The following is a 17,161-nucleotide window of genomic DNA, read 5'->3' on the forward strand; positions in this document are numbered from 1 at the left end:
CTTCGGTGCAGGGGCGGGGGTGGCGATCAGCATGAATGGCGGCCCGACCATCGGCGCCATGGCGGGCGGGGCTGTCGTGCCGGTCTTCGGCTGGTCGCTGGCCGGGGGAGACCTGCGCGTGGCGCATTTCCTCGGCATCCACGCCCAGCAGGTATTGCCCGCCGCAGGCATGCTGGCGTCGATGGCGGCGGCCCGGGCATCCGGCCCCGTGCTTGCCGTCGCGGGCACTGGCATGGTGGCGCACCACGCGACCACCGGCATCGCGGCAGTCTGGCTCGTCGCCCTGGCCTATGCGTCGCTGACCGTCCTGGCTGCCGCGCAGGCCGTGGCGGGCCGGCCGCTGCTGGGATAGGAGAGAAAGGGCAAGCGAGGTGGCCCGCGGCGCACAGGGCAGGGCGGCCGCGCCTTTCATTGGTCTGCTGGCACGCCATCGGTTAACCTTCGTGTCATGCTGATCACCACTCTTTCTCCAATCTAAAGGGGCATTGCAACGTGGGTGCACCTCGACGTTTCACCTTTCGGCGGAACCCTGTCATGAAAGACCCGGAACACCGCCATCGCGGCATCTACCTCCTGCCCAACGCGTTCACGACGGCCGCGCTGTTCGCCGGCTTCTACGCCATCGTGCAGGCCATGAACAATCGGTTCGAGGCCGCTGCCATCGCCATTTTCGTGGCCATGGTGCTCGACGGGATGGACGGGCGCGTCGCCCGGCTCACCAACACCCAGTCGGCGTTCGGCGAGCAATACGATTCCCTGTCCGACATGACCTCCTTTGGCGTCGCGCCGGCGCTGGTCATGTACGAGTGGATCCTGAACGGCCTGGGCCGCTGGGGATGGCTCGCGGCTTTCATCTACGTGGCCGGCGCAGCCTTGCGGCTGGCCCGCTTCAATATCAACGTCGGCGTCGTGGACAAGCGCTTTTTCCAGGGGCTGCCCAGCCCGGCGGCGGCGGCGTTGGTGGCCGGCTTCGTCTGGCTCGCCGTGGACAACAAACTGCCGATACGCGAGCTGTGGATGCCCTGGGCCGCGTTTACGCTGACCGTCTACGCGGGCGTCAGCATGGTGTCGAACGCGCCGTTCTTCAGCGGCAAATCGTTCGCCCTGGGGCGCAGCGTTCCTTTCTGGACCATCCTGCTGGTGGTCTTGGCCATCGTCTTCATCTCCAGCGATCCGCCCATCGTCCTGTTCGTGTTGTTCGTGATCTACGGGCTCTCCGGCTACGTCTTGTGGGCCCTGCGCTGGAGGCGCGAGCGCCTCGCCCGGCGCTGAGGGCTTGCGGCCGTTTCCCGGGCACTTCGGGGGCGGCCCTTCGTCACGATAGAATGTCGCCTGTAAGGAGAGACTCCCATGAGCGACAAACTGATCGTTTTCGACACCACGCTGCGCGACGGCGAGCAAAGCCCCGGCGCGTCGATGACGCACGAAGAGAAAGTGCGCATCGCCAAGCAGCTCGAGAAGCTGCGGGTAGATGTGATCGAGGCGGGTTTTGCAGCCGCCAGCAACGGCGATTTCGAATCGGTCCGGGCCATCGCGTTGGCGATCAAGGACTCCACCGTCTGTTCGCTGGCACGGGCCAACGACCGCGACATCGCGCGGGCGGGGGAGGCGCTGCGCGGCGCCAAGCGCGCGCGCATCCATACCTTCATCGCCACCAGTGCGTTGCACATGGAGAAGAAGCTGCGCATGACGCCCGACCAGGTCTTCGAGCAAGCCAGGTTGGCGGTCCGGTTCGCGCGCCAATATACCGACGACATCGAGTTCTCTCCGGAGGACGGCAGCCGTTCGGACCCAGACTTCCTGTGCCGCGTGCTCGAAGCCGTCATCGCCGAAGGCGCCACCACCATCAACGTGGCCGACACGGTGGGCTATGCCGTGCCCGAGCAATACGGCGAGTTCATCCGCACCTTGCGCGAGCGCATCCCCAACTCCGACAAAGCGGTCTGGTCCGTGCACTGCCACGACGACCTGGGGCTCGCCGTGGCCAATTCGCTGGCCGGCATCAAGATAGGCGGTGCCCGGCAGGTCGAGTGCACGATCAACGCCCTGGGCGAGCGGGCAGGCAACTGCTCGCTGGAAGAGGTCGTGATGGCGGTCAAGACCCGCAAGGATTACTTCGGGCTCGAGGTCGGCATCGACACGACCCAAATCATGCCCGCCTCGCGCCTGGTGTCCGGCATCACGGGCTTCGTGGTGCAGCCGAACAAGGCCATCGTCGGCGCCAACGCCTTTGCCCATGCCTCGGGCATTCACCAGGACGGGGTGCTCAAGGCGCGGCAGACGTACGAGATCATGCGCGCCGAGGACGTGGGCTGGTCCGCCAACAAGATCGTGCTGGGCAAGCTGTCCGGCCGCAACGCGTTCAAGCAGCGCCTGCAAGAGCTGGGCATCGAGCTCGAGTCGGAGCAGGCCGTCAACGAAGCCTTCGCGCGGTTCAAGGACCTGGCCGACCGCAAGTCCGAGATCTTCGATGAAGATATCCACGCCCTGGTCTCGGGCGAACACGCGGAGGCAGGCGAAGGCGTTTACCGGTTCGTCGCGCTCGCGCAGCGCTCGGAAACCGGCGAGCGTCCGTATGCCCGCGTGGTGTTCTCCGAGAACGGCAAGGAGGTCACGGCGGAGGCCGAAGGCAACGGCCCAGTCGACGCCACGGTCAAGGCCATCGAGAGCCACGTGCAAAGCAATGCGGAGTTGTTGCTGTTCTCGGTCAACGGCATCACGACGGGTACCGAATCCCAGGGCGAAGTCACCATGCGGCTGTCCAAGGCCGGCCGCATCGTCAATGGGGTGGGGGCTGATCCCGACATCGTCGTGGCCGCTGCCAAGGCTTATTTGTCGGCCCTGAACAAGCTGCAATCGCCTGTCGAGAAGGTCCACGCCCAGGGCATCTGATGGTGTCGCGTCATGCGGCCGGTTTCGTCGTCGAGGCGATGCGACCGGCCGACGTCGAGGGCGTGCTCGCGGTCCAGCGCCAGGCCTATGCCGGCATCGACGTGCTGGAAAACGCTGCTTTCTTCCTGAATCGCATCCATCTAGCGCCCGGCTCGTGCTGGGTCGCGCGCGGGGCGGACGGAATATGGGGCTATCTGGTTTCCTACCCCTGGTCGCTGGATGCGCCCCCCAAGCTCAACGTGCCGCTGGCCGGGCTGCCGGCCGATGCGCGCAACTGGTTCCTGCACGATTGCGCCGTCTTGCCCGCGGCGTCGGGCAAGGGCATCGGGACGGCTCTGGTGCGAACCGGGATCGCCCATGCAGAGCGTGCCGGGTTTGCATGGGCCACGCTGGTGTCGTTGGCGCCGGCGTGCGGATATTGGATGCGCCTCGGCTTTGAGCCGGTGCAGCTCGAGCCGGGCGCGCTGCGCGACTATGGCCCCGGGGCGCGTTTCATGCGCCGGCCGCTCGCAGCGGGCGCCTGAGCACCCGCCTTGCCGGCCGGGCCGCCCTGCGAGGTTCAGGCCGGCGTGCGCGCGAACCGGCCTGCGTTGAAGTCTTCGATCGCTTGCTGGATCTCGGCCTTCGTGTTCATCACGAAAGGACCGTACCCCACCACGGGCTCGTCGATGGGTTCCCCGGCGAGCCACAGCACCCCGGCCTCATTGTTCGCTTCGATCGAGACGTCTGTTCCGGCGCGGTGCAAGTGGACCAGCTGGCCTTCCCGCGCCACGGCTTCGCCGTTCACCAGCACCGTTCCGCGCAGTACTACCAAGGCGAGCGTGTGTCCCTCGGGGGCCCGGAGGCGGGCGGTGCCTCCCGGATGGAGGCGCAGGTCCCATACGTCCATGGGCGTATGGGTGCGCGCCGCCCCCCGCGTGCCGGCGAACTCCCCGGCGATGACGCGCAGGCTCCCGGCGCCGCCTTCGAGCGCGACGGTCGGGATGTCGGCGCTGCGCAAGTGCTGGTAGCCGGGCTCGCCCATTTTGTCGCGCGCCGGGAGATTGACCCAGAGCTGCACCATCTCCATCGTGCCCCCGCGCTCGGCGAAGGCCCGGGAATGAAACTCTTCGTGCAGGATGCCGCCGGCGGCCGTCATCCACTGCACGTCTCCGGGACCGATCAGGCCGCCGGCACCCGTCGAGTCGCGATGTTCGGCCTCGCCTTGGTAGACAATGGTGACGGTTTCGAATCCGCGATGCGGATGGAGGCCGACGCCCCGGCGCTTCGTCGTGGGGGCGAAGACAGTCGGCGCGGCATGGTCCAGCAGGAGGAAGGGGCTCAGGTGTCGTCCCAGCCCGTCGTAGCTGAAGAGCGAGCGCACCAGGAAGCCGTCTCCCACCCAGTGCGCAGGCGGTGCGTTGTAGACCCCAAGGACTTTTTTCATGATGAATCTCCGAATGGCCCTTTGGTTCGGGCTGCATGGGGACAGCATATTTGTGGTAGGAATTCCGCGCTAGATGGCAAAATCTGGAAGCACCGTTCTATTGAGGGAATAATCCGCGTGAGCAAAGGAAATTCGCGATGAGGCCGTGCGCCGGTGATCCCCCTTTGGGAGACGCGGGGCCTCGAGACCGCAAGCTGGAGGATACGAAGGCTTTCCCCGATTTCCGCCAGATCAGCATCTTCATCGCCTTGTTCGAGCTCGGCAGCATCGCCAAAGTGGCAGCGCGGCTGGGGATGAACGCCTCCACCGTCAGCATGGCGCTGGCGCGCCTGCGCGAAATCTACCAGGACGATTTATATGTCCGCAGCGCGGTCGGCATGATTCCCACCGTCAAGGCGGAGTCGATTTACCCTGCGCTCAAGCAGGCGCAGCAACTCCTCCAGGCCAGTACGCTGGCCGGCGATGTTTTCGATCCGGCCGTCGCCACGCGACGCTTCCGCGTGGCGATGAGCGAGGTGGGTGTTTGCGTGCTCATGCCCGGGCTGCGCGCCTTGCTTGCCGCCGAGGCGCCGGGCGTGAGCCTGGAGCAAGTGGAAATCACCGCCGACACGCCTTGGCATCTCGAGTCCGGCGCCCTGGACCTCGTGGTCGGCCACGTCCCGACCATGGGCAACGCGGTCATCCGGCAGCGGCTATACCGCGAGCATTACGTCTGCCTCGGCCGGATCGGGCATCCCGCGCTGCATGCGGACATGCCCGTGGAGGCGTTTCTCGGCTTGTCCCATTTGTCCGTGGCGAGCTGGGGCCGCAACCGCCAGCGCTGGGAGGACCATGTGGCCGAGAAGCTGGGGGCGCGGCCGAACATCCGGTTGCAGCAATCGAGCTTCGCCGGCATCGAGCACTTGCTCGCCGACAGCGATTTGGTCGCCGTGGTGCCGGCCCGGCTGGCCGGGGCGCTGATGCGTTTCGCCCCCCTGGTGGCCATCGACTTGCCGTTCGAGTCGCCGAGCTATGTCGTGCACCAGCATTGGCATCCCCGGCACAAGAAAGACGCCGGGGCCACCTGGCTGAGGAAGGCGCTCGCCCGCGTCGCGCAGGAAGAGGGGGCGCCGGCGCCGGAGCTTATTCCACGGTGATGTTGTTGCGCTCGATCAGCGCCTTCCACATCGCGCGTTCTGCCTTGAGCTGTTGCGCGAACTTGGCCGGCGTGTCGGAAACCGGGATATAGCCTTGGTCGATCAGTCGCTGCTTGACGGCCGGCTCCTCCATGGCCTTGACCACGGTCTCGCTCATTTTCTGGACGATGGCCTCAGGCGTGCCGGCAGGTGCCATCACGCTGAAAGACTGCGGCACGTCGGGCAGGCCTTGTTCGGTCCAGACCGGCACCTTGGGGAACAGCGGCGATTTGCTGCTGATGGCGATGGGAATCGCCTTGCCTGCCTTGATGTGGGGCAGCACCGAGGCGACGTCCGATTGCAGGAAGTCGAGGCGGCCGCCGAGGAAGTCCTGCATGGTCGGCGCCATGCCCTTGTATGGCACATGCGTGAAGGAGGCGCCGGTTTTTTCTTCCATGACCTTGACCCCCAGGAAGGTGGGCGAGCCGTGTCCGGCCGAGCCGAATGCGAGTTTGCCCGGGTCGCGCTTGCCGGCAGCGATCAAGTCGTCCAGGGTCTTGAAGGGCGAGTTGGGCGGGACGACGTAGACTAGCGGGGCGTCCACGCCGCGCGTCACGGGCACGAGGTCCTTCTCGGCGTCGTAGGGTAGGTTCTTGTAGAGGTAGGGGTTGACGGCAATGGCCGGGGTGGCCGATACGAGGAAGGTGTAGCCATCCGGCGTGGCGCGGGCCGCGGCGGCCGCCCCGATGTTGCCGCTGGCGCCAGGTTTGTTCTCGACCACGACTGTCTGCTTGAGCAGCTTGCCCACGCCCTCGGCGAGCAGGCGGGCGTAGATGTCGGTGCCGCCGCCCGCCGACGAAGGAACGATGAATGTCAGGGGTTTGCTCGGCCAGGCGTCGCTCGCCGCGGCAGCGAAACCGAAGGTTACCGCGAAGAGGCCGCCCAGCAAGCTGAGGCGACGGGCGCGCGAATAGCGGGTGTTGCGGTTCATGTTGTGCTCCTGGTTGCTTCTTGTTCGTTGGGGTGAGTATTTCACACCAAGCCAAACCCATGTCATCAAAAAAATTGACGTCGAAGGTCAATGTTATTGACGAGTGTTTCGGGTGCACAATTGGCCGACGAGCCAGAAAATGAGGAGAAATCGGTCATGAGCGACACTGTGCTGGAGGCGCGCCGCAACGTGGCGCGTGCGAATCGCATCCTTTACCTTAAGGGCGTGGTTGACGGGTTCGGCCACGTCAGTTGCCGGCACCCCGAGATCCCGGACCACTACCTGATTTCGTGCAACCGGGCGCCCAATTTGGTCAAGGAGTCCGACATCGTCGAATTGGATGCCGATTCCAATCCGGTCGGAGGAGATGCCCGCCGGCTCTACCTCGAGCGCTTCATTCACGGGGAGATTTATCGGACCCGTCCCGACGTGAACGCGGTGGTGCACAGCCATTCCATCGCGATGATCACCATCGGTGCCACCGACGTCCAGATCAGGCCCATGTTCCACATGGCCGGGTTTCTGACGCGCGCCGCCAAGTTCGACATACGCGAGGCGACCGGACGCGAGACCGACATGCTGATACGCGATCCGGAGCTTGGCCGGAACCTGGCCGAAACGCTCGGGCCGGCAAGCGCGGTACTGATGGCCGGGCACGGCGCCACCATGGTCGGGACCAGCCTGGAAGAAGCCGTGTACCGGGCAGTCTACGCCGAGATCAATGCCGGCATGCAGCTGAATGCGCTGCGCGTCTCTGGCAACGTGCGCTATTTGTCGGACAAGGAAGGTGACCTTGCGACCGAGACCAACCGCGGCCAGCTCAAGCGATGCTGGGACCTCTGGTGCGCGGAAGTGAACATCGACGATTGATGCTTCCCCCTTCCACGAAGCCGCCCGTCCCGGGCGGCTTTTTTTCGGAGGATGCGTCCGGTCTCAGGGCCCTCGCGGTGCGAGGCAGCGCCGCTTCCCGGCGCAGGGTGGTATCGTCCGGCCGGGGCGGCACAATGACAACGATTGGTGGATGAGACGACGAGGAGAGATCGTCATGAAGAGGATGATGGGGGGACTGGCCGCGTGGGTGCTGGCGGCAGGCGTGGCCGTGGCGGCCGAGTCGCCGGGCGTGCAGGTCCAGACATTAATGGAGAGCAGCGCCTCGTGGGACGGCCGCGCGTACGAAGCCTACCCGCCGGGCCCGCCGCTCTTGACCGTGCTCAGGATCACGATCCCGCCGCACAGCGCGCTGCCCTGGCACACGCATCCCATTCCCAATGCGGCCTACGTGCTGTCGGGCGAGCTGACCGTCGAGAAACAAGGCACGGGCGAGACGCGCTGGCTCAAGCAGGGCGATGTCTTGCCGGAAATAGTGGGCGAGTATCACCGCGGCGTGACCGGCGACCAGGGCGTCGTGCTGATCGTGTTCTATGCCGGCAGCCGCGGCGTACCGCTGTCTCAGCAGTAGGGAGGGCGTCAGCAGCCCGTCTGCACGGGATTGCTGAGCTTGCCTATGCCTGCCACGGTCACGCTGACCGGGCCGCCGATCTTGTTGAGGTCGGCGTTTTGCACGGCCCGCCCTGGCTTGCCTCCCGAGGCCAGTGCCGTCCCCATCGAGATCACGTCGCCCGGCACCAGGGTCATGTAGCTCGAGACGAAGGCGATGACTTCCGGGATCTTGTGGAAGAGGTTGACCGTGTTGTCGCTGGCATATTGTTCGTCCCGCACGTGGCACGAGATGTCCAGGGCATGCGGATCCGCGATTTCGTCGCGGGTGACGATCCACGGGCCCAGCGGCGAGAAAGTGTCGGAGCCTTTATAGCGGCCGCTGTACGAAACGTGGCTGTCTACGTAGCGGATGCCTTCGCCTTCCAGCGCGGGATGGATGGCGCGGTAGTGGAAGCTGTCCTCGTCGCGCATGGTGGGCGAGGTCAAGTCGTTGTGGATGGTGTAGCCGAACACGTAATCGTAGGCATCGGCGGCCTTGACGTCGCGCGCCAGCTTGCCGATCACGACGGCCAGTTCGGGCTCGGGGTGCACCCGGCCGTAGTTGGGCTTGAGCCGCACGGGCTCACCGTGGCCGACCAGTGCGGACCAAGGCTTGGTGAAGATCGCCGGATGCTTGGGGCCCTTGACGATGCGTTCGCTGTTCGCGCTGTTGTTGAGCGCCAGGCAGCATAGCTTGGACGGGCGCGGCACGGCAGGCAGGAACCGGATCGCGTCCATGGCAAGGCGGGGCAGGTCGGCCTGCCCCAGCGCGGCATGCACGTGCCGCAACTGATCCCAGAAACCCTCACCGCTTTCGATCAGCCGGTGCATGTCGAGCGGCCCCGAAAAACCGGGGGCGAAATGCTTGCAGGCCGCTTCGGCGTCGATCAGTTCGGTGTCGGAGACCACGAAGCCGACGCGGGCGACGTCGGGTTGGTCCAGAGTGGCGTAGCTGGCGAGTTTCAACTGATGTCTCCAGTCTTGAAAAGGATGGGCGCGGCATCGCCGCATGGCTCGCGACAGAGCTTACGTCCGTATCCCGGCGGGGCGGGAGTGTGGCGCCTCGTCTTTCCGTGAGATGGAACGAATCAGTCCGCCTGCAAGCGGGCGGCCACGGCGGCGCAGATTTCCTTGCGCGTACGCTCGAGGTGCGCCAGGCACTCGCGCAATCGCTCTGGCGTGAGCAGCACGGTGAAAGTGGTCAGCGACAGCACGCCCAGGACCCGCTCCGCGTGGGACAGGGGCACGGCCAGCGTGGTACTGGAGCCCCGGCCCTGGCCTTTGCGCAGCCCGTAGCCACGCTTGCGCGTGTCGGCCAGATTGCTTTGGATGTCTTGCTCGACCGCGGGCCATAGCGTGGGCTCGGGCAGCGAGGCCTGTATCCATTGCAGCAGGCGGTCGCGCTCGGCTTGGCTGCAGTAGGCAAGATAGGCCTGTCCCATGCCGGAATGGACCAGGTCGTGGACGTGGCCGACGGTAGTGTGCTCGGAACCGATGGGGCTGTAGGGCATGGAGCTGTAGCGCACCACGATGTGGCCGCGGTCGAGCGTCCCGATGGCCAGTGGCAGGCCCGTTGCCCGCGTGTGCTTGAGCACGATGGGGGCGCCGACTTCCACGACCAGTTCGGGCTCGGAAAAGCCTTCGCTCAGCCATCGTACTTTCTCGGTGAGCGAGTACGTTCCCTTGACCACGTCCGCGCGTACGTAGCCTTCGCTCTTGAGCGTGGCCAACAGGCGATGGATGGTCGATTTGGGCAGTCCGGTGGCCTGGTGCAGGGACTGGAGAGAGCTTTGGGGCTGGTGGTTCAGCGCCCGCAAGATATTCAGCGCCCGGACCACCGGTCCGATGGCCTTCGATTCGGACATGCCCGCGTTCCTCCCTATGCATGGCGACCCGATCATAGCGCCGGTCCCGCAGGTTCGTTGGACTTTCGTTCCGTATCACGGAAAAACCTTACGCAAGCCAGGGGTTACGCTTGAACGGGCTCCTATACTTGCCCGTCACTGCGCGGGAAGACCCCCCGGACTTGCCTTCGGCGGCTTGCAAGCCGCTTTGTCCGGTGACTGGGTTCTGAGGAAAAAACTATTCGGAACCGGGCACTCTGCCCGAACAAAAGGAATCGAGACATGCGTAAGATTTTGTCGGCCGTCATCGGGACGGCGATGGTTGCTGCGTCGCCCGCGTTGCTGGCGCAGGAGACGGCTTATCCCGCACGCCCCATCAAGCTCGTGGTGGCATTCGGGCCAGGGAGCGTGAACGATGCCATGGCGCGGGAGCTGGCCAAGACGCTCTACAACGAACTGGGCCAGCCGGTGATCGTGGAGAACAAGCCTGGCGCCGGCGGCGTGGTGGGCACGGATTACGTCGCCAAGTCCGCGCCCGACGGCTATACCCTCGGCTTCGGCACGAGTTCCCAACTCGTGATGAACGTCGGCCTGCAGAAATCGCTGCCGTTCGACGTGGAGCGCGACCTGACGCCCATCGGCCTGGTTTCGCGCACGCCGCTGGCGCTGGCCGTGCCGGCGAGCGGGGCGAATTCGCTCGCCGAGCTGGTCAAGCAGGCCAAGTCCAAGTCCCAGCCGATGACGTATTCCTCCAGCGGGGTCGGTTCGATCAATCACATCGCCGGCGCCGCGTTCGCTCGCGCCGCGGGCGTGGAGCTGATGCACGTGCCCTACAAGGGAGCGGCCACCGCGGCGGCGGACTTGGCCGCAGGGCGCGTCGACATGATGTTGGTGACCCTGCCCAGCATGGCTGGCCTGGTGGACCAAGGCAAGATCAAGGTGCTGGCCAACGGCATCAAACAGCGCGGTGCTTCCACGCCCAATGTCCCGACCTTTGCAGAGGCCGGACTGCCCTCCTTCGAAGGCTACACCTGGAATAATTTGTTCGCTCCTGCCGGCACCCCCGCCGCTGTGATCGCAAAGCTCAACGCCGCGCTGAACAAGGCGCTGCGCGATCCGCAAGTCGTGCAATTCGCCCGGCGCCAGACGGCCGAGATCCTGGCGCCGTCCACGCCGGCCGAGGCGCTCGCATTCGAGAAGAAAGAGCGCGCCACCTGGGTGCCTTTCATCCGCAGCCTCGGCATCGAGCCGTAATCCCTCAGGGCCGCCCGGGCGCCGCTTCCGCAGGGGTCGGGCGTCCGTCCGAGCGTAGTCCGCGCAGCGCGATCGTCCAGGCTGCCGCATAACCGAGCGCGATCAGGGCCAGCGCCACGCGCAGCCCCGTGCCCCAGCCAGGCAGCGCATGCAGCACGCTGCCCATGGCTGCGATGCCTACGAGCGTGCCTATCTGCCGGTTGGCGTTGAGCACCGCCGAGGCGCTGTTGGCATGGTCCTGGCCTCCCGCGCGCATGACCGTCGCGGTCAGGGCCGGGATGGCGATGGCGACGCCCAGGTTGCCTGCCGTCAGCAGCACGAGAAATACCGCGTGCGAGCTTTCGGCGCCGAGTGCTGCGCCGACTCCCTGGACCAGGCGGGCGCCGACCAGTGACGCGGTGTCCCAGGCCAGCCCGCAGGCGACGGAAGCCAGGGTGAAAATCGCCAGTCCAGACAAATAGGCTGCACGGGGCCCGATGCGGTCGGCCAGGGCGCCGCCCGCCAGCATCAAGGCGGCGAACGTCAAGGTATAGCCGTCCACCACCCAGACCAGGCCCGAGAGCGATGCGCCGAAGGTGCTGGCGATGTCGGTCAAGGCCACGTTGACGATGGTGACGTCCAACATGGCCAGGATGAAGCCGGTGGCCAGGGCGACGGTCGGCCGCCGGCTAGCGGCGCTCGAGGCGGCGCTGGGCGTGCGGCTGTTCCTGCGCACGCCGGGAGGCTACGTGCCGACGCCGGCCGGGGAGCTGGCCGGCGCGGCAGCCGAAAGGATGGAGCAGGCCGCGCATCAATTACAGCGGCAATTGCAGGGCCTGGATGAAAAATTGTGCGGGGTGGTCCGGGTCGCGGCTTCTGACACCATGGGTAGCTTTTATGTCATGCCGGCGCTCACGAAAGTGCGCGAGGCGCACCCGGACATCAAGGTCGTGCTCAGTACGTCGACCCAGGTGACGAACCTCACCCGGCGGGAGGCCGACTTGGCCGTGCGCACGGTCAAGCCGACCGACCCCGACCTGATTTCCCGGCGTTTGGCGAGGGTGCCACTGGGCGTGTACGCTTCACGCGCTTATTTGCAGCGGCGCGGCGTGCCGGGGGACGATGGCGACCTGCAGGGGCACGACGTCGTGCTGTACGATCGCCCGTTCCGGGGGGACGGCCGCACGCTTTGCGGCGTTTCCACGGCCTACGCCCGCGTGGCCATGGAGGTGAACTCCGGGCTGATGCTGCTGCAGGCGGTGCGTGCCGGCATGGGCTTGGGCGAATTGCAGGTACGCATGGCCGAGACTCATCCCGAATTGGTACGCATTTGGCCGGAGCGCACCGAGCGCGTCGACGTCTGGCTGGTGCTGCATGCGGACCTGGCGCGCACCGCGCGGGTGCGCGCGGTGGTGGATGCCATCGTCGAGGCCTTTGATACGCAGTGAGCGATCAGCCGGCACCCATCTGGAAGCGCGGTTCCATCAAGGGGTCCGGGCCCGGGTGGTAGCGGGTGACGACTCCATTGTCGTCGACGAAGACATACATCATCGAATTCCAGACGCCGTCTTCGCGGAAGCGGTAGGCCCACACGATGTGTTCGCCGCGCAGGCCGACGCGGGAAATCTCCGCCGGCGGGCCGAACTCGAACAGCAGCCGGTCGGTGTCCCAGCGGCCGGAGTCGAGCATGCGGAAGCGCTCGCTCGTGAGCGCCTGGGTCGTTGCGACCACTTTGCCGTCGGGCCCGACGTCGGTGATCCATGCGTATTGGCCCATGGGTTGCGAGGTGTAGATGATGCGCTCGCCGCCGTTGGGAAGCGGCCGCTGCAGTGCGGGCGCGCCCAAGCGCGCGGTGACGGCCGAGACGGGCTCTCCGGGCGTGATGCCCGCGGGGCTTGCGCAGGCGGTCAGCAGTGCGGCCATGCCGAGCAGGCAAGCGCCGCGGCGCAGGGTCGTAGCGATGCTCATACAATGCTCCTGTTTTGGTCGCTACCGGAGACAAAATAGTGGTTTCGTCACGCAGGCGTAGCTGGCATACGCTCATTGTAGGACTTCTTGGCTTCGTAGCCGTCCCGGCTTTTGCGCAATCCGATGCACTGCCTCCCGTGCGCATCGCCGTGATCGAGGCGATGTCCGGGCCGTTCGCCAATACCGGCGAGGCCATCATGCGCAATCTGCGCTTTGCCGTGTCCCGCATCAATGAACGCGGTGGCGTGAAGCTGCCCGACGGCCGCCACGCGCTGGAGCTCGTTCCGTTCGATAGCAAGAACCAGGTGGACGAGGCGCTGCTGTTGTTGCGCAGCGCGGCCGACCAATCCATCCGCATCGTCCTGCAGGGCAACAGCTCTGCCGTGGCGGCGGCGCTGATCGACGGGGTGAATCGCCATAACCAGCGCAATCCCGATCAGCGCGTCGTGTACTTGAACTATTCTGCGGTCGATCCGGCGTTGACCAATGAGAAATGCAGTCCCTGGCATTTCCGGTTCGACGCCAGTTCCGATATGCGCATGGCGGCCTTGACTGAAGTCATGCGCCGCGACCGCGAGGTTCGCCGGGTCTATCTCTTTAACCAGGACTACAGCTTTGGGCGTCAGGTGTCGCGTAGCGCCCGCGACATGCTGGCGGCCAAGCGACCGGACATCGCCGTGGTCGGAGACGAGTTCCACGCGATTGGCAAGGTCAAGGATTTTTCGCCCTACGTGGCCAAGATCCTGGCCAGCGGGGCAGACACGGTCATCACCGGCAACTGGGGCAACGACCTCACGCTGTTGGTCAAGGCGGCGAAAGAGGCCGGGTTCAAGGGCAGCTTCTACACCTTCTACGGCAACGCGCTGGGCGCACCCGGGGCCTTGGGCGATGCGGGCGTCGGCAAGGTGCGGGCGGTGGCCGAATGGCACTACAACGCCGGCGAACCCGAAATGGACCGGGCCTACGACGCCTACCGGCGCATGTTCCCGCGGCCTGCCGACGACTACCTCAACGCCCGAATGCTGCACATGACGGACATGCTGGCCACAGCCCTGGAGCAGGCCGGCACGGTGGATGCCGCGGCCATCGCGCGGCGGCTGTCCGGGATGCGCTGGACGGCCGAGGGCGCGGAGTTGTGGATGCGGCCCGATGACCACCAGGCGATCAAGCCGCTGTATGTCTTCACCATGCGCAAGGCCGGCGAGGGCACGGTCAAGCGGGACGTGGAGGGCAGTGGGTATGGCTTTGAAACAACGTTGAAGGTCCCGGCGGCCGATCTGGCCCTTCCTACGACCTGCAAAATGGCAAAGTTGCCTGAATAGGCTATACTTTCCGGCTGACTTTCGGGGGCTAGCTAGGCCACGGGAGTTTTCAGGAGGCGGCATATTCGTTGTGCCGCTTTTTTTGGCGCAAGGCGCGGATTTGCTTTCTTGCGCCGCAAACCTTCATTGCAATATCACGGCTGGGCGCCTCGGCCCTGCCGCCAGTCAGAGAGGAAGATATGTCCGTAGCCGACATCAACAAAGCTAACATCGTTGCCGAATTCCAACGTGCCCAAGGCGACACCGGTTCGCCCGAAGTGCAGGTCGCGCTCTTGACCGCCCGGATCAACGAGTTGACCAACCACTTCAAAGAGCACACCAAAGACCACCATTCCCGCCGCGGACTGTTGCGCATGGTCAGCCGTCGCCGCAAGCTGCTCGACTACCTGAAGCGTCGCAACGCCGATGCGTACCGTGCCCTGATCGAGAAGCTCGGTCTGCGTAAGTGATTTTCCAGGGGATCGGAAACCCGGCGGACGCTGCCGTCGCAGCGTTGCGTGGCGTTTCCGGTGGCTGCCGGCTTCCTCGCTTCGTTGCATGGAGCAATGGAGCCGGCACTCTAGCAACACCCTCCTGAAAAATGAGAGTGCCTGTGTCAGGGACCGCCTGTCACAGGCATTTTCATTTCAGAGGGGCAACCGCATAGGATGCCTGTCATGTTCAATAAAGTTACAAAAACCTTCCAATACGGCCAGCATACCGTCACCCTGGAGACCGGCGAGATCGCCCGCCAGGCCTCCGGCGCAGTGCTGGTCTCCATCGAGGACACCGTCGTCCTGGCAACCGTGGTCGGGGCCAAGAAGCCCAAGCCCGGCCAGGACTTTTTCCCGCTCACCGTCGATTACATCGAGAAGAGCTATGCCGCCGGCCGCATCCCGGGCGGCTTTTTCAAGCGCGAGGGCAAGCCTTCGGAGAAGGAAACCCTGACTTCCCGGCTGATCGACCGTCCGCTGCGTCCGCTGTTTCCGGAAGGCTTCTACAACGAAGTCCACGTGGTCGTGCACACGCTCTCGGTGAATCCCGAGATCGATCCCGACATCGCCGCGATGATCGGCTCTTCGGCCGCGCTCGCCATTTCCGGCATTCCGTTCAACGGCCCGATCGGCGCGGCGCGCGTTGGCTGGATCGATAACCAATACGTGCTGAACCCGACCGCCACGCAGCTCAAGAGCTCCAAGCTCGACCTGGTGGTCGCCGGCACCGACGCGGCCGTGCTGATGGTCGAGTCCGAAGCCGACCAGCTGTCGGAAGAAGTGATGCTCGGCGCCGTGGTCTACGGCCACGAGCAGATGCAGACCGTCATCAACGCGATCAACGACCTGGTGCGCGAGGCCGGCAAGCCCGAATGGGATTGGCAACCGCCCCCCAAGAACGAAGCGCTGATCGCATCCGTGCGTTCGCTGGCCGAAGAGGGGCTGAAGGCCGCCTACCAGATCCGCTCCAAGCAGGAACGCACGGCCAAATTGCGCGACGTCTACGCCGACGTGCATGCAAAGCTTGCCGCGCAGGCGGAGGCGACCGGCGAAGCCATCGATCCGGTCGAGGTCGACAACATTCTGTTCGACTTCGAAGCCCAGATCGTGCGCGGCCAGATCCTGAATGGCGAACCGCGCATCGACGGCCGCGACACGCGCACCGTGCGGCCGATCAGCATCCGCCTCGGGGTGCTGCCCCGCGCCCACGGCAGCGCGTTGTTCACGCGCGGCGAAACGCAGGCGCTGGTGGTCGCCACCCTGGGTACGAAGCAGGATGAGCAGATCATCGATGCACTGATGGGCGAGTACCGCGACCGCTTCATGCTCCACTACAACATGCCTCCGTTCGCGACCGGCGAGACCGGCCGCATCGGCACGCCCAAGCGCCGCGAAGTCGGACATGGCAGGCTGGCCAAGCGGGCGCTGGCTCCGTTGCTGCCTTCTGCGCAGGATTTCCAATACACCATCCGCGTCGTGTCGGAAATCACGGAATCCAACGGCTCGTCGTCCATGGCCTCCGTCTGCGGCGGCTCGCTCGCGATGATGGATGCCGGCGTTCCCGTCAAGGACCACGTGGCTGGCGTAGCCATGGGGCTGATCAAGGAAGGCAATAAGTTCGCCGTGCTGACCGACATCCTCGGCGACGAGGATCACCTGGGCGACATGGACTTCAAGGTGGCCGGCACCGTCAGCGGCGTCACCGCGCTGCAGATGGACATCAAGATCCAAGGCATTACCAAGGAGATCATGCAGGTCGCGTTGGCGCAGGCCCGCGAAGGCCGCCTGCACATCCTCGAGAAGATGCGCGAAGCCATTTCGGGCTCGCGCAACGAGCTCTCGGCATTCGCGCCGCGCATGCTGTCCATGAAGATCAACCCCGAGAAGATCCGGGACGTCATCGGCAAGGGCGGCGCCACCATCCGTGCCCTCACCGAGGAAACCGGCACGCAGATCGACATTTCGGACGACGGCACCATCGTCATCTCCAGCGCCGATCTGGATCGCGCGAAGGAGGCCCAGCGCCGCATTGCGGAGCTGACTGCCGACGTGGAGGTCGGGCAGATCTACGAAGGCGCCGTGCTGCGCCTGTTGGACTTCGGCGCCATCGTGCAGGTGCTGCCGGGCCGCGACGGCTTGCTGCACATCTCCGAAATCGCCAATCACCGCATCGCCAACATCAACGACGTGCTCAAGGTCGGCCAGCAGGTCCGCGTCAAGGTCATCGAGGCCGATGACAAGGGCCGCCTGCGCCTCTCGATGAAGGCCATCGCGGTGGAATAAGCCTTTCGCGCACGTGCCCCGTGCCGGCCCGGGGCCGGTGCGAGCCAAGCCGGATCGCATCGCGTTCCGGGTCCGGCCCGGGCCCTGATGCAATGATGGCAAGAATGGCGTCCCGCTCCGGGACGCTTTTTTTTG

General features: G+C 65.5%; 17 protein-coding genes and 1 pseudogene. 12 read left to right on the plus strand and 6 right to left on the minus strand.

The window, feature by feature from the left end:
- The 4 genes and pseudogenes from IRZ12_RS07890 to IRZ12_RS07905 all read left to right on the plus strand — a co-directional run.
- Positions 1-352 (plus strand): annotated as a pseudogene (locus IRZ12_RS07890) (hypothetical protein); the annotation flags it as partial.
- Positions 353-534: 182 nt separating this feature from the next.
- Positions 535-1,272: a CDP-diacylglycerol--serine O-phosphatidyltransferase gene (pssA, locus tag IRZ12_RS07895; protein ID WP_296466777.1), complete on the plus strand. Its 738-nt coding sequence runs from the start codon at positions 535-537 to the stop codon at positions 1,270-1,272.
- 78 nt (positions 1,273-1,350) lie between these two features.
- Complete coding sequence (locus tag IRZ12_RS07900; protein WP_296466780.1) at positions 1,351-2,892, plus strand: 2-isopropylmalate synthase; 1,542 nt, start codon at positions 1,351-1,353, stop codon at positions 2,890-2,892.
- The gene (locus tag IRZ12_RS07905) at positions 2,892-3,416 is read left to right on the plus strand and encodes a GNAT family N-acetyltransferase (RefSeq protein ID WP_296466783.1); all 525 of its coding nucleotides are present in this window, start codon (positions 2,892-2,894) and stop codon (positions 3,414-3,416) included. Before IRZ12_RS07900 ends, IRZ12_RS07905 begins: the two co-directional genes overlap by 1 nt.
- 35 nt (positions 3,417-3,451) lie before the next feature.
- On the opposite strand, the gene IRZ12_RS07910 is transcribed toward IRZ12_RS07905, so the two are convergent.
- On the minus strand, positions 3,452-4,318 hold the full coding sequence (locus IRZ12_RS07910) for a pirin family protein (RefSeq protein ID WP_296466785.1): 867 nt from the start codon (positions 4,316-4,318) through the stop codon (positions 3,452-3,454).
- A gap of 137 nt (positions 4,319-4,455) precedes the next feature.
- On the opposite strand from IRZ12_RS07910, the gene IRZ12_RS07915 reads away from it, so the two are divergent.
- Complete coding sequence (locus IRZ12_RS07915) at positions 4,456-5,454, plus strand: LysR family transcriptional regulator (RefSeq protein ID WP_296466788.1); 999 nt, start codon at positions 4,456-4,458, stop codon at positions 5,452-5,454.
- Here IRZ12_RS07915 and IRZ12_RS07920 read toward each other — a convergent pair.
- The gene (locus tag IRZ12_RS07920; RefSeq protein ID WP_296466791.1) at positions 5,441-6,424 is read right to left on the minus strand and encodes a tripartite tricarboxylate transporter substrate binding protein; all 984 of its coding nucleotides are present in this window, start codon (positions 6,422-6,424) and stop codon (positions 5,441-5,443) included. The two genes, IRZ12_RS07915 and IRZ12_RS07920, sit on opposite strands and share 14 nt — an antisense overlap.
- Before the next feature lie 156 nt (positions 6,425-6,580).
- On the opposite strand from IRZ12_RS07920, the gene IRZ12_RS07925 reads away from it, so the two are divergent.
- Both IRZ12_RS07925 and IRZ12_RS07930 read left to right on the plus strand, forming a co-directional pair.
- On the plus strand, positions 6,581-7,294 hold the full coding sequence (locus tag IRZ12_RS07925; RefSeq protein WP_296466796.1) for a class II aldolase/adducin family protein: 714 nt from the start codon (positions 6,581-6,583) through the stop codon (positions 7,292-7,294).
- A gap of 175 nt (positions 7,295-7,469) precedes the next feature.
- On the plus strand, positions 7,470-7,883 hold the full coding sequence (locus tag IRZ12_RS07930) for a cupin domain-containing protein (RefSeq protein WP_296466799.1): 414 nt from the start codon (positions 7,470-7,472) through the stop codon (positions 7,881-7,883).
- A gap of 8 nt (positions 7,884-7,891) precedes the next feature.
- Here IRZ12_RS07930 and IRZ12_RS07935 read toward each other — a convergent pair whose 3' ends face one another.
- Both IRZ12_RS07935 and IRZ12_RS07940 read right to left on the minus strand, forming a co-directional pair.
- Entirely contained in the window at positions 7,892-8,869 is a 978-nt protein-coding gene (locus tag IRZ12_RS07935) for a fumarylacetoacetate hydrolase family protein (RefSeq protein ID WP_296466802.1), read from the minus strand.
- A 122-nt stretch (positions 8,870-8,991) separates the two neighbouring features.
- Complete coding sequence (locus tag IRZ12_RS07940; RefSeq protein ID WP_296466803.1) at positions 8,992-9,768, minus strand: helix-turn-helix domain-containing protein; 777 nt, start codon at positions 9,766-9,768, stop codon at positions 8,992-8,994.
- Positions 9,769-10,029: 261 nt separating this feature from the next.
- Between IRZ12_RS07940 and IRZ12_RS07945 the strand changes: the two genes are divergently transcribed.
- The gene (locus tag IRZ12_RS07945) at positions 10,030-11,001 is read left to right on the plus strand and encodes a tripartite tricarboxylate transporter substrate binding protein (RefSeq protein ID WP_296466807.1); all 972 of its coding nucleotides are present in this window, start codon (positions 10,030-10,032) and stop codon (positions 10,999-11,001) included.
- 4 nt (positions 11,002-11,005) lie between these two features.
- Here the strand turns inward: IRZ12_RS07945 and IRZ12_RS07950 are convergent, their stop codons facing one another.
- Entirely contained in the window at positions 11,006-11,626 is a 621-nt protein-coding gene (locus IRZ12_RS07950) for an MFS transporter (RefSeq protein ID WP_296466809.1), read from the minus strand.
- Here IRZ12_RS07950 and IRZ12_RS07955 point away from each other — a divergent pair.
- Positions 11,586-12,428, plus strand: a complete 843-nt coding sequence (locus IRZ12_RS07955) for a LysR family transcriptional regulator (protein ID WP_296466811.1) — start codon at positions 11,586-11,588, stop codon at positions 12,426-12,428. The genes IRZ12_RS07950 and IRZ12_RS07955 overlap by 41 nt on opposite strands.
- A 4-nt stretch (positions 12,429-12,432) precedes the next feature.
- Here the strand turns inward: IRZ12_RS07955 and IRZ12_RS07960 are convergent, their stop codons facing one another.
- Entirely contained in the window at positions 12,433-12,948 is a 516-nt protein-coding gene (locus IRZ12_RS07960; protein WP_296466814.1) for a hypothetical protein, read from the minus strand.
- Between the two features lie 74 nt (positions 12,949-13,022).
- On the opposite strand from IRZ12_RS07960, the gene IRZ12_RS07965 reads away from it, so the two are divergent.
- From IRZ12_RS07965 to pnp, 3 genes are all read left to right on the plus strand, one after another.
- Positions 13,023-14,270, plus strand: coding sequence for a branched-chain amino acid ABC transporter substrate-binding protein (locus tag IRZ12_RS07965; RefSeq protein ID WP_296466823.1), 1,248 nt, complete (start codon positions 13,023-13,025; stop codon positions 14,268-14,270).
- A 179-nt stretch (positions 14,271-14,449) separates the two neighbouring features.
- Positions 14,450-14,719, plus strand: coding sequence for a 30S ribosomal protein S15 (gene rpsO, locus IRZ12_RS07970; protein WP_296466817.1), 270 nt, complete (start codon positions 14,450-14,452; stop codon positions 14,717-14,719).
- 207 nt (positions 14,720-14,926) lie between these two features.
- A complete protein-coding gene (gene pnp, locus IRZ12_RS07975) occupies positions 14,927-17,026 on the plus strand; it encodes a polyribonucleotide nucleotidyltransferase (RefSeq protein ID WP_296466822.1) in 2,100 nt (699 codons plus the stop codon).
- The last annotated feature ends 135 nt before the right edge of the window (positions 17,027-17,161 follow it).

Origin of the sequence: Pigmentiphaga sp. (assembly GCF_019689535.1) — a bacterium.
Lineage (GTDB): Bacteria > Pseudomonadota > Gammaproteobacteria > Burkholderiales > Burkholderiaceae_B > Pigmentiphaga.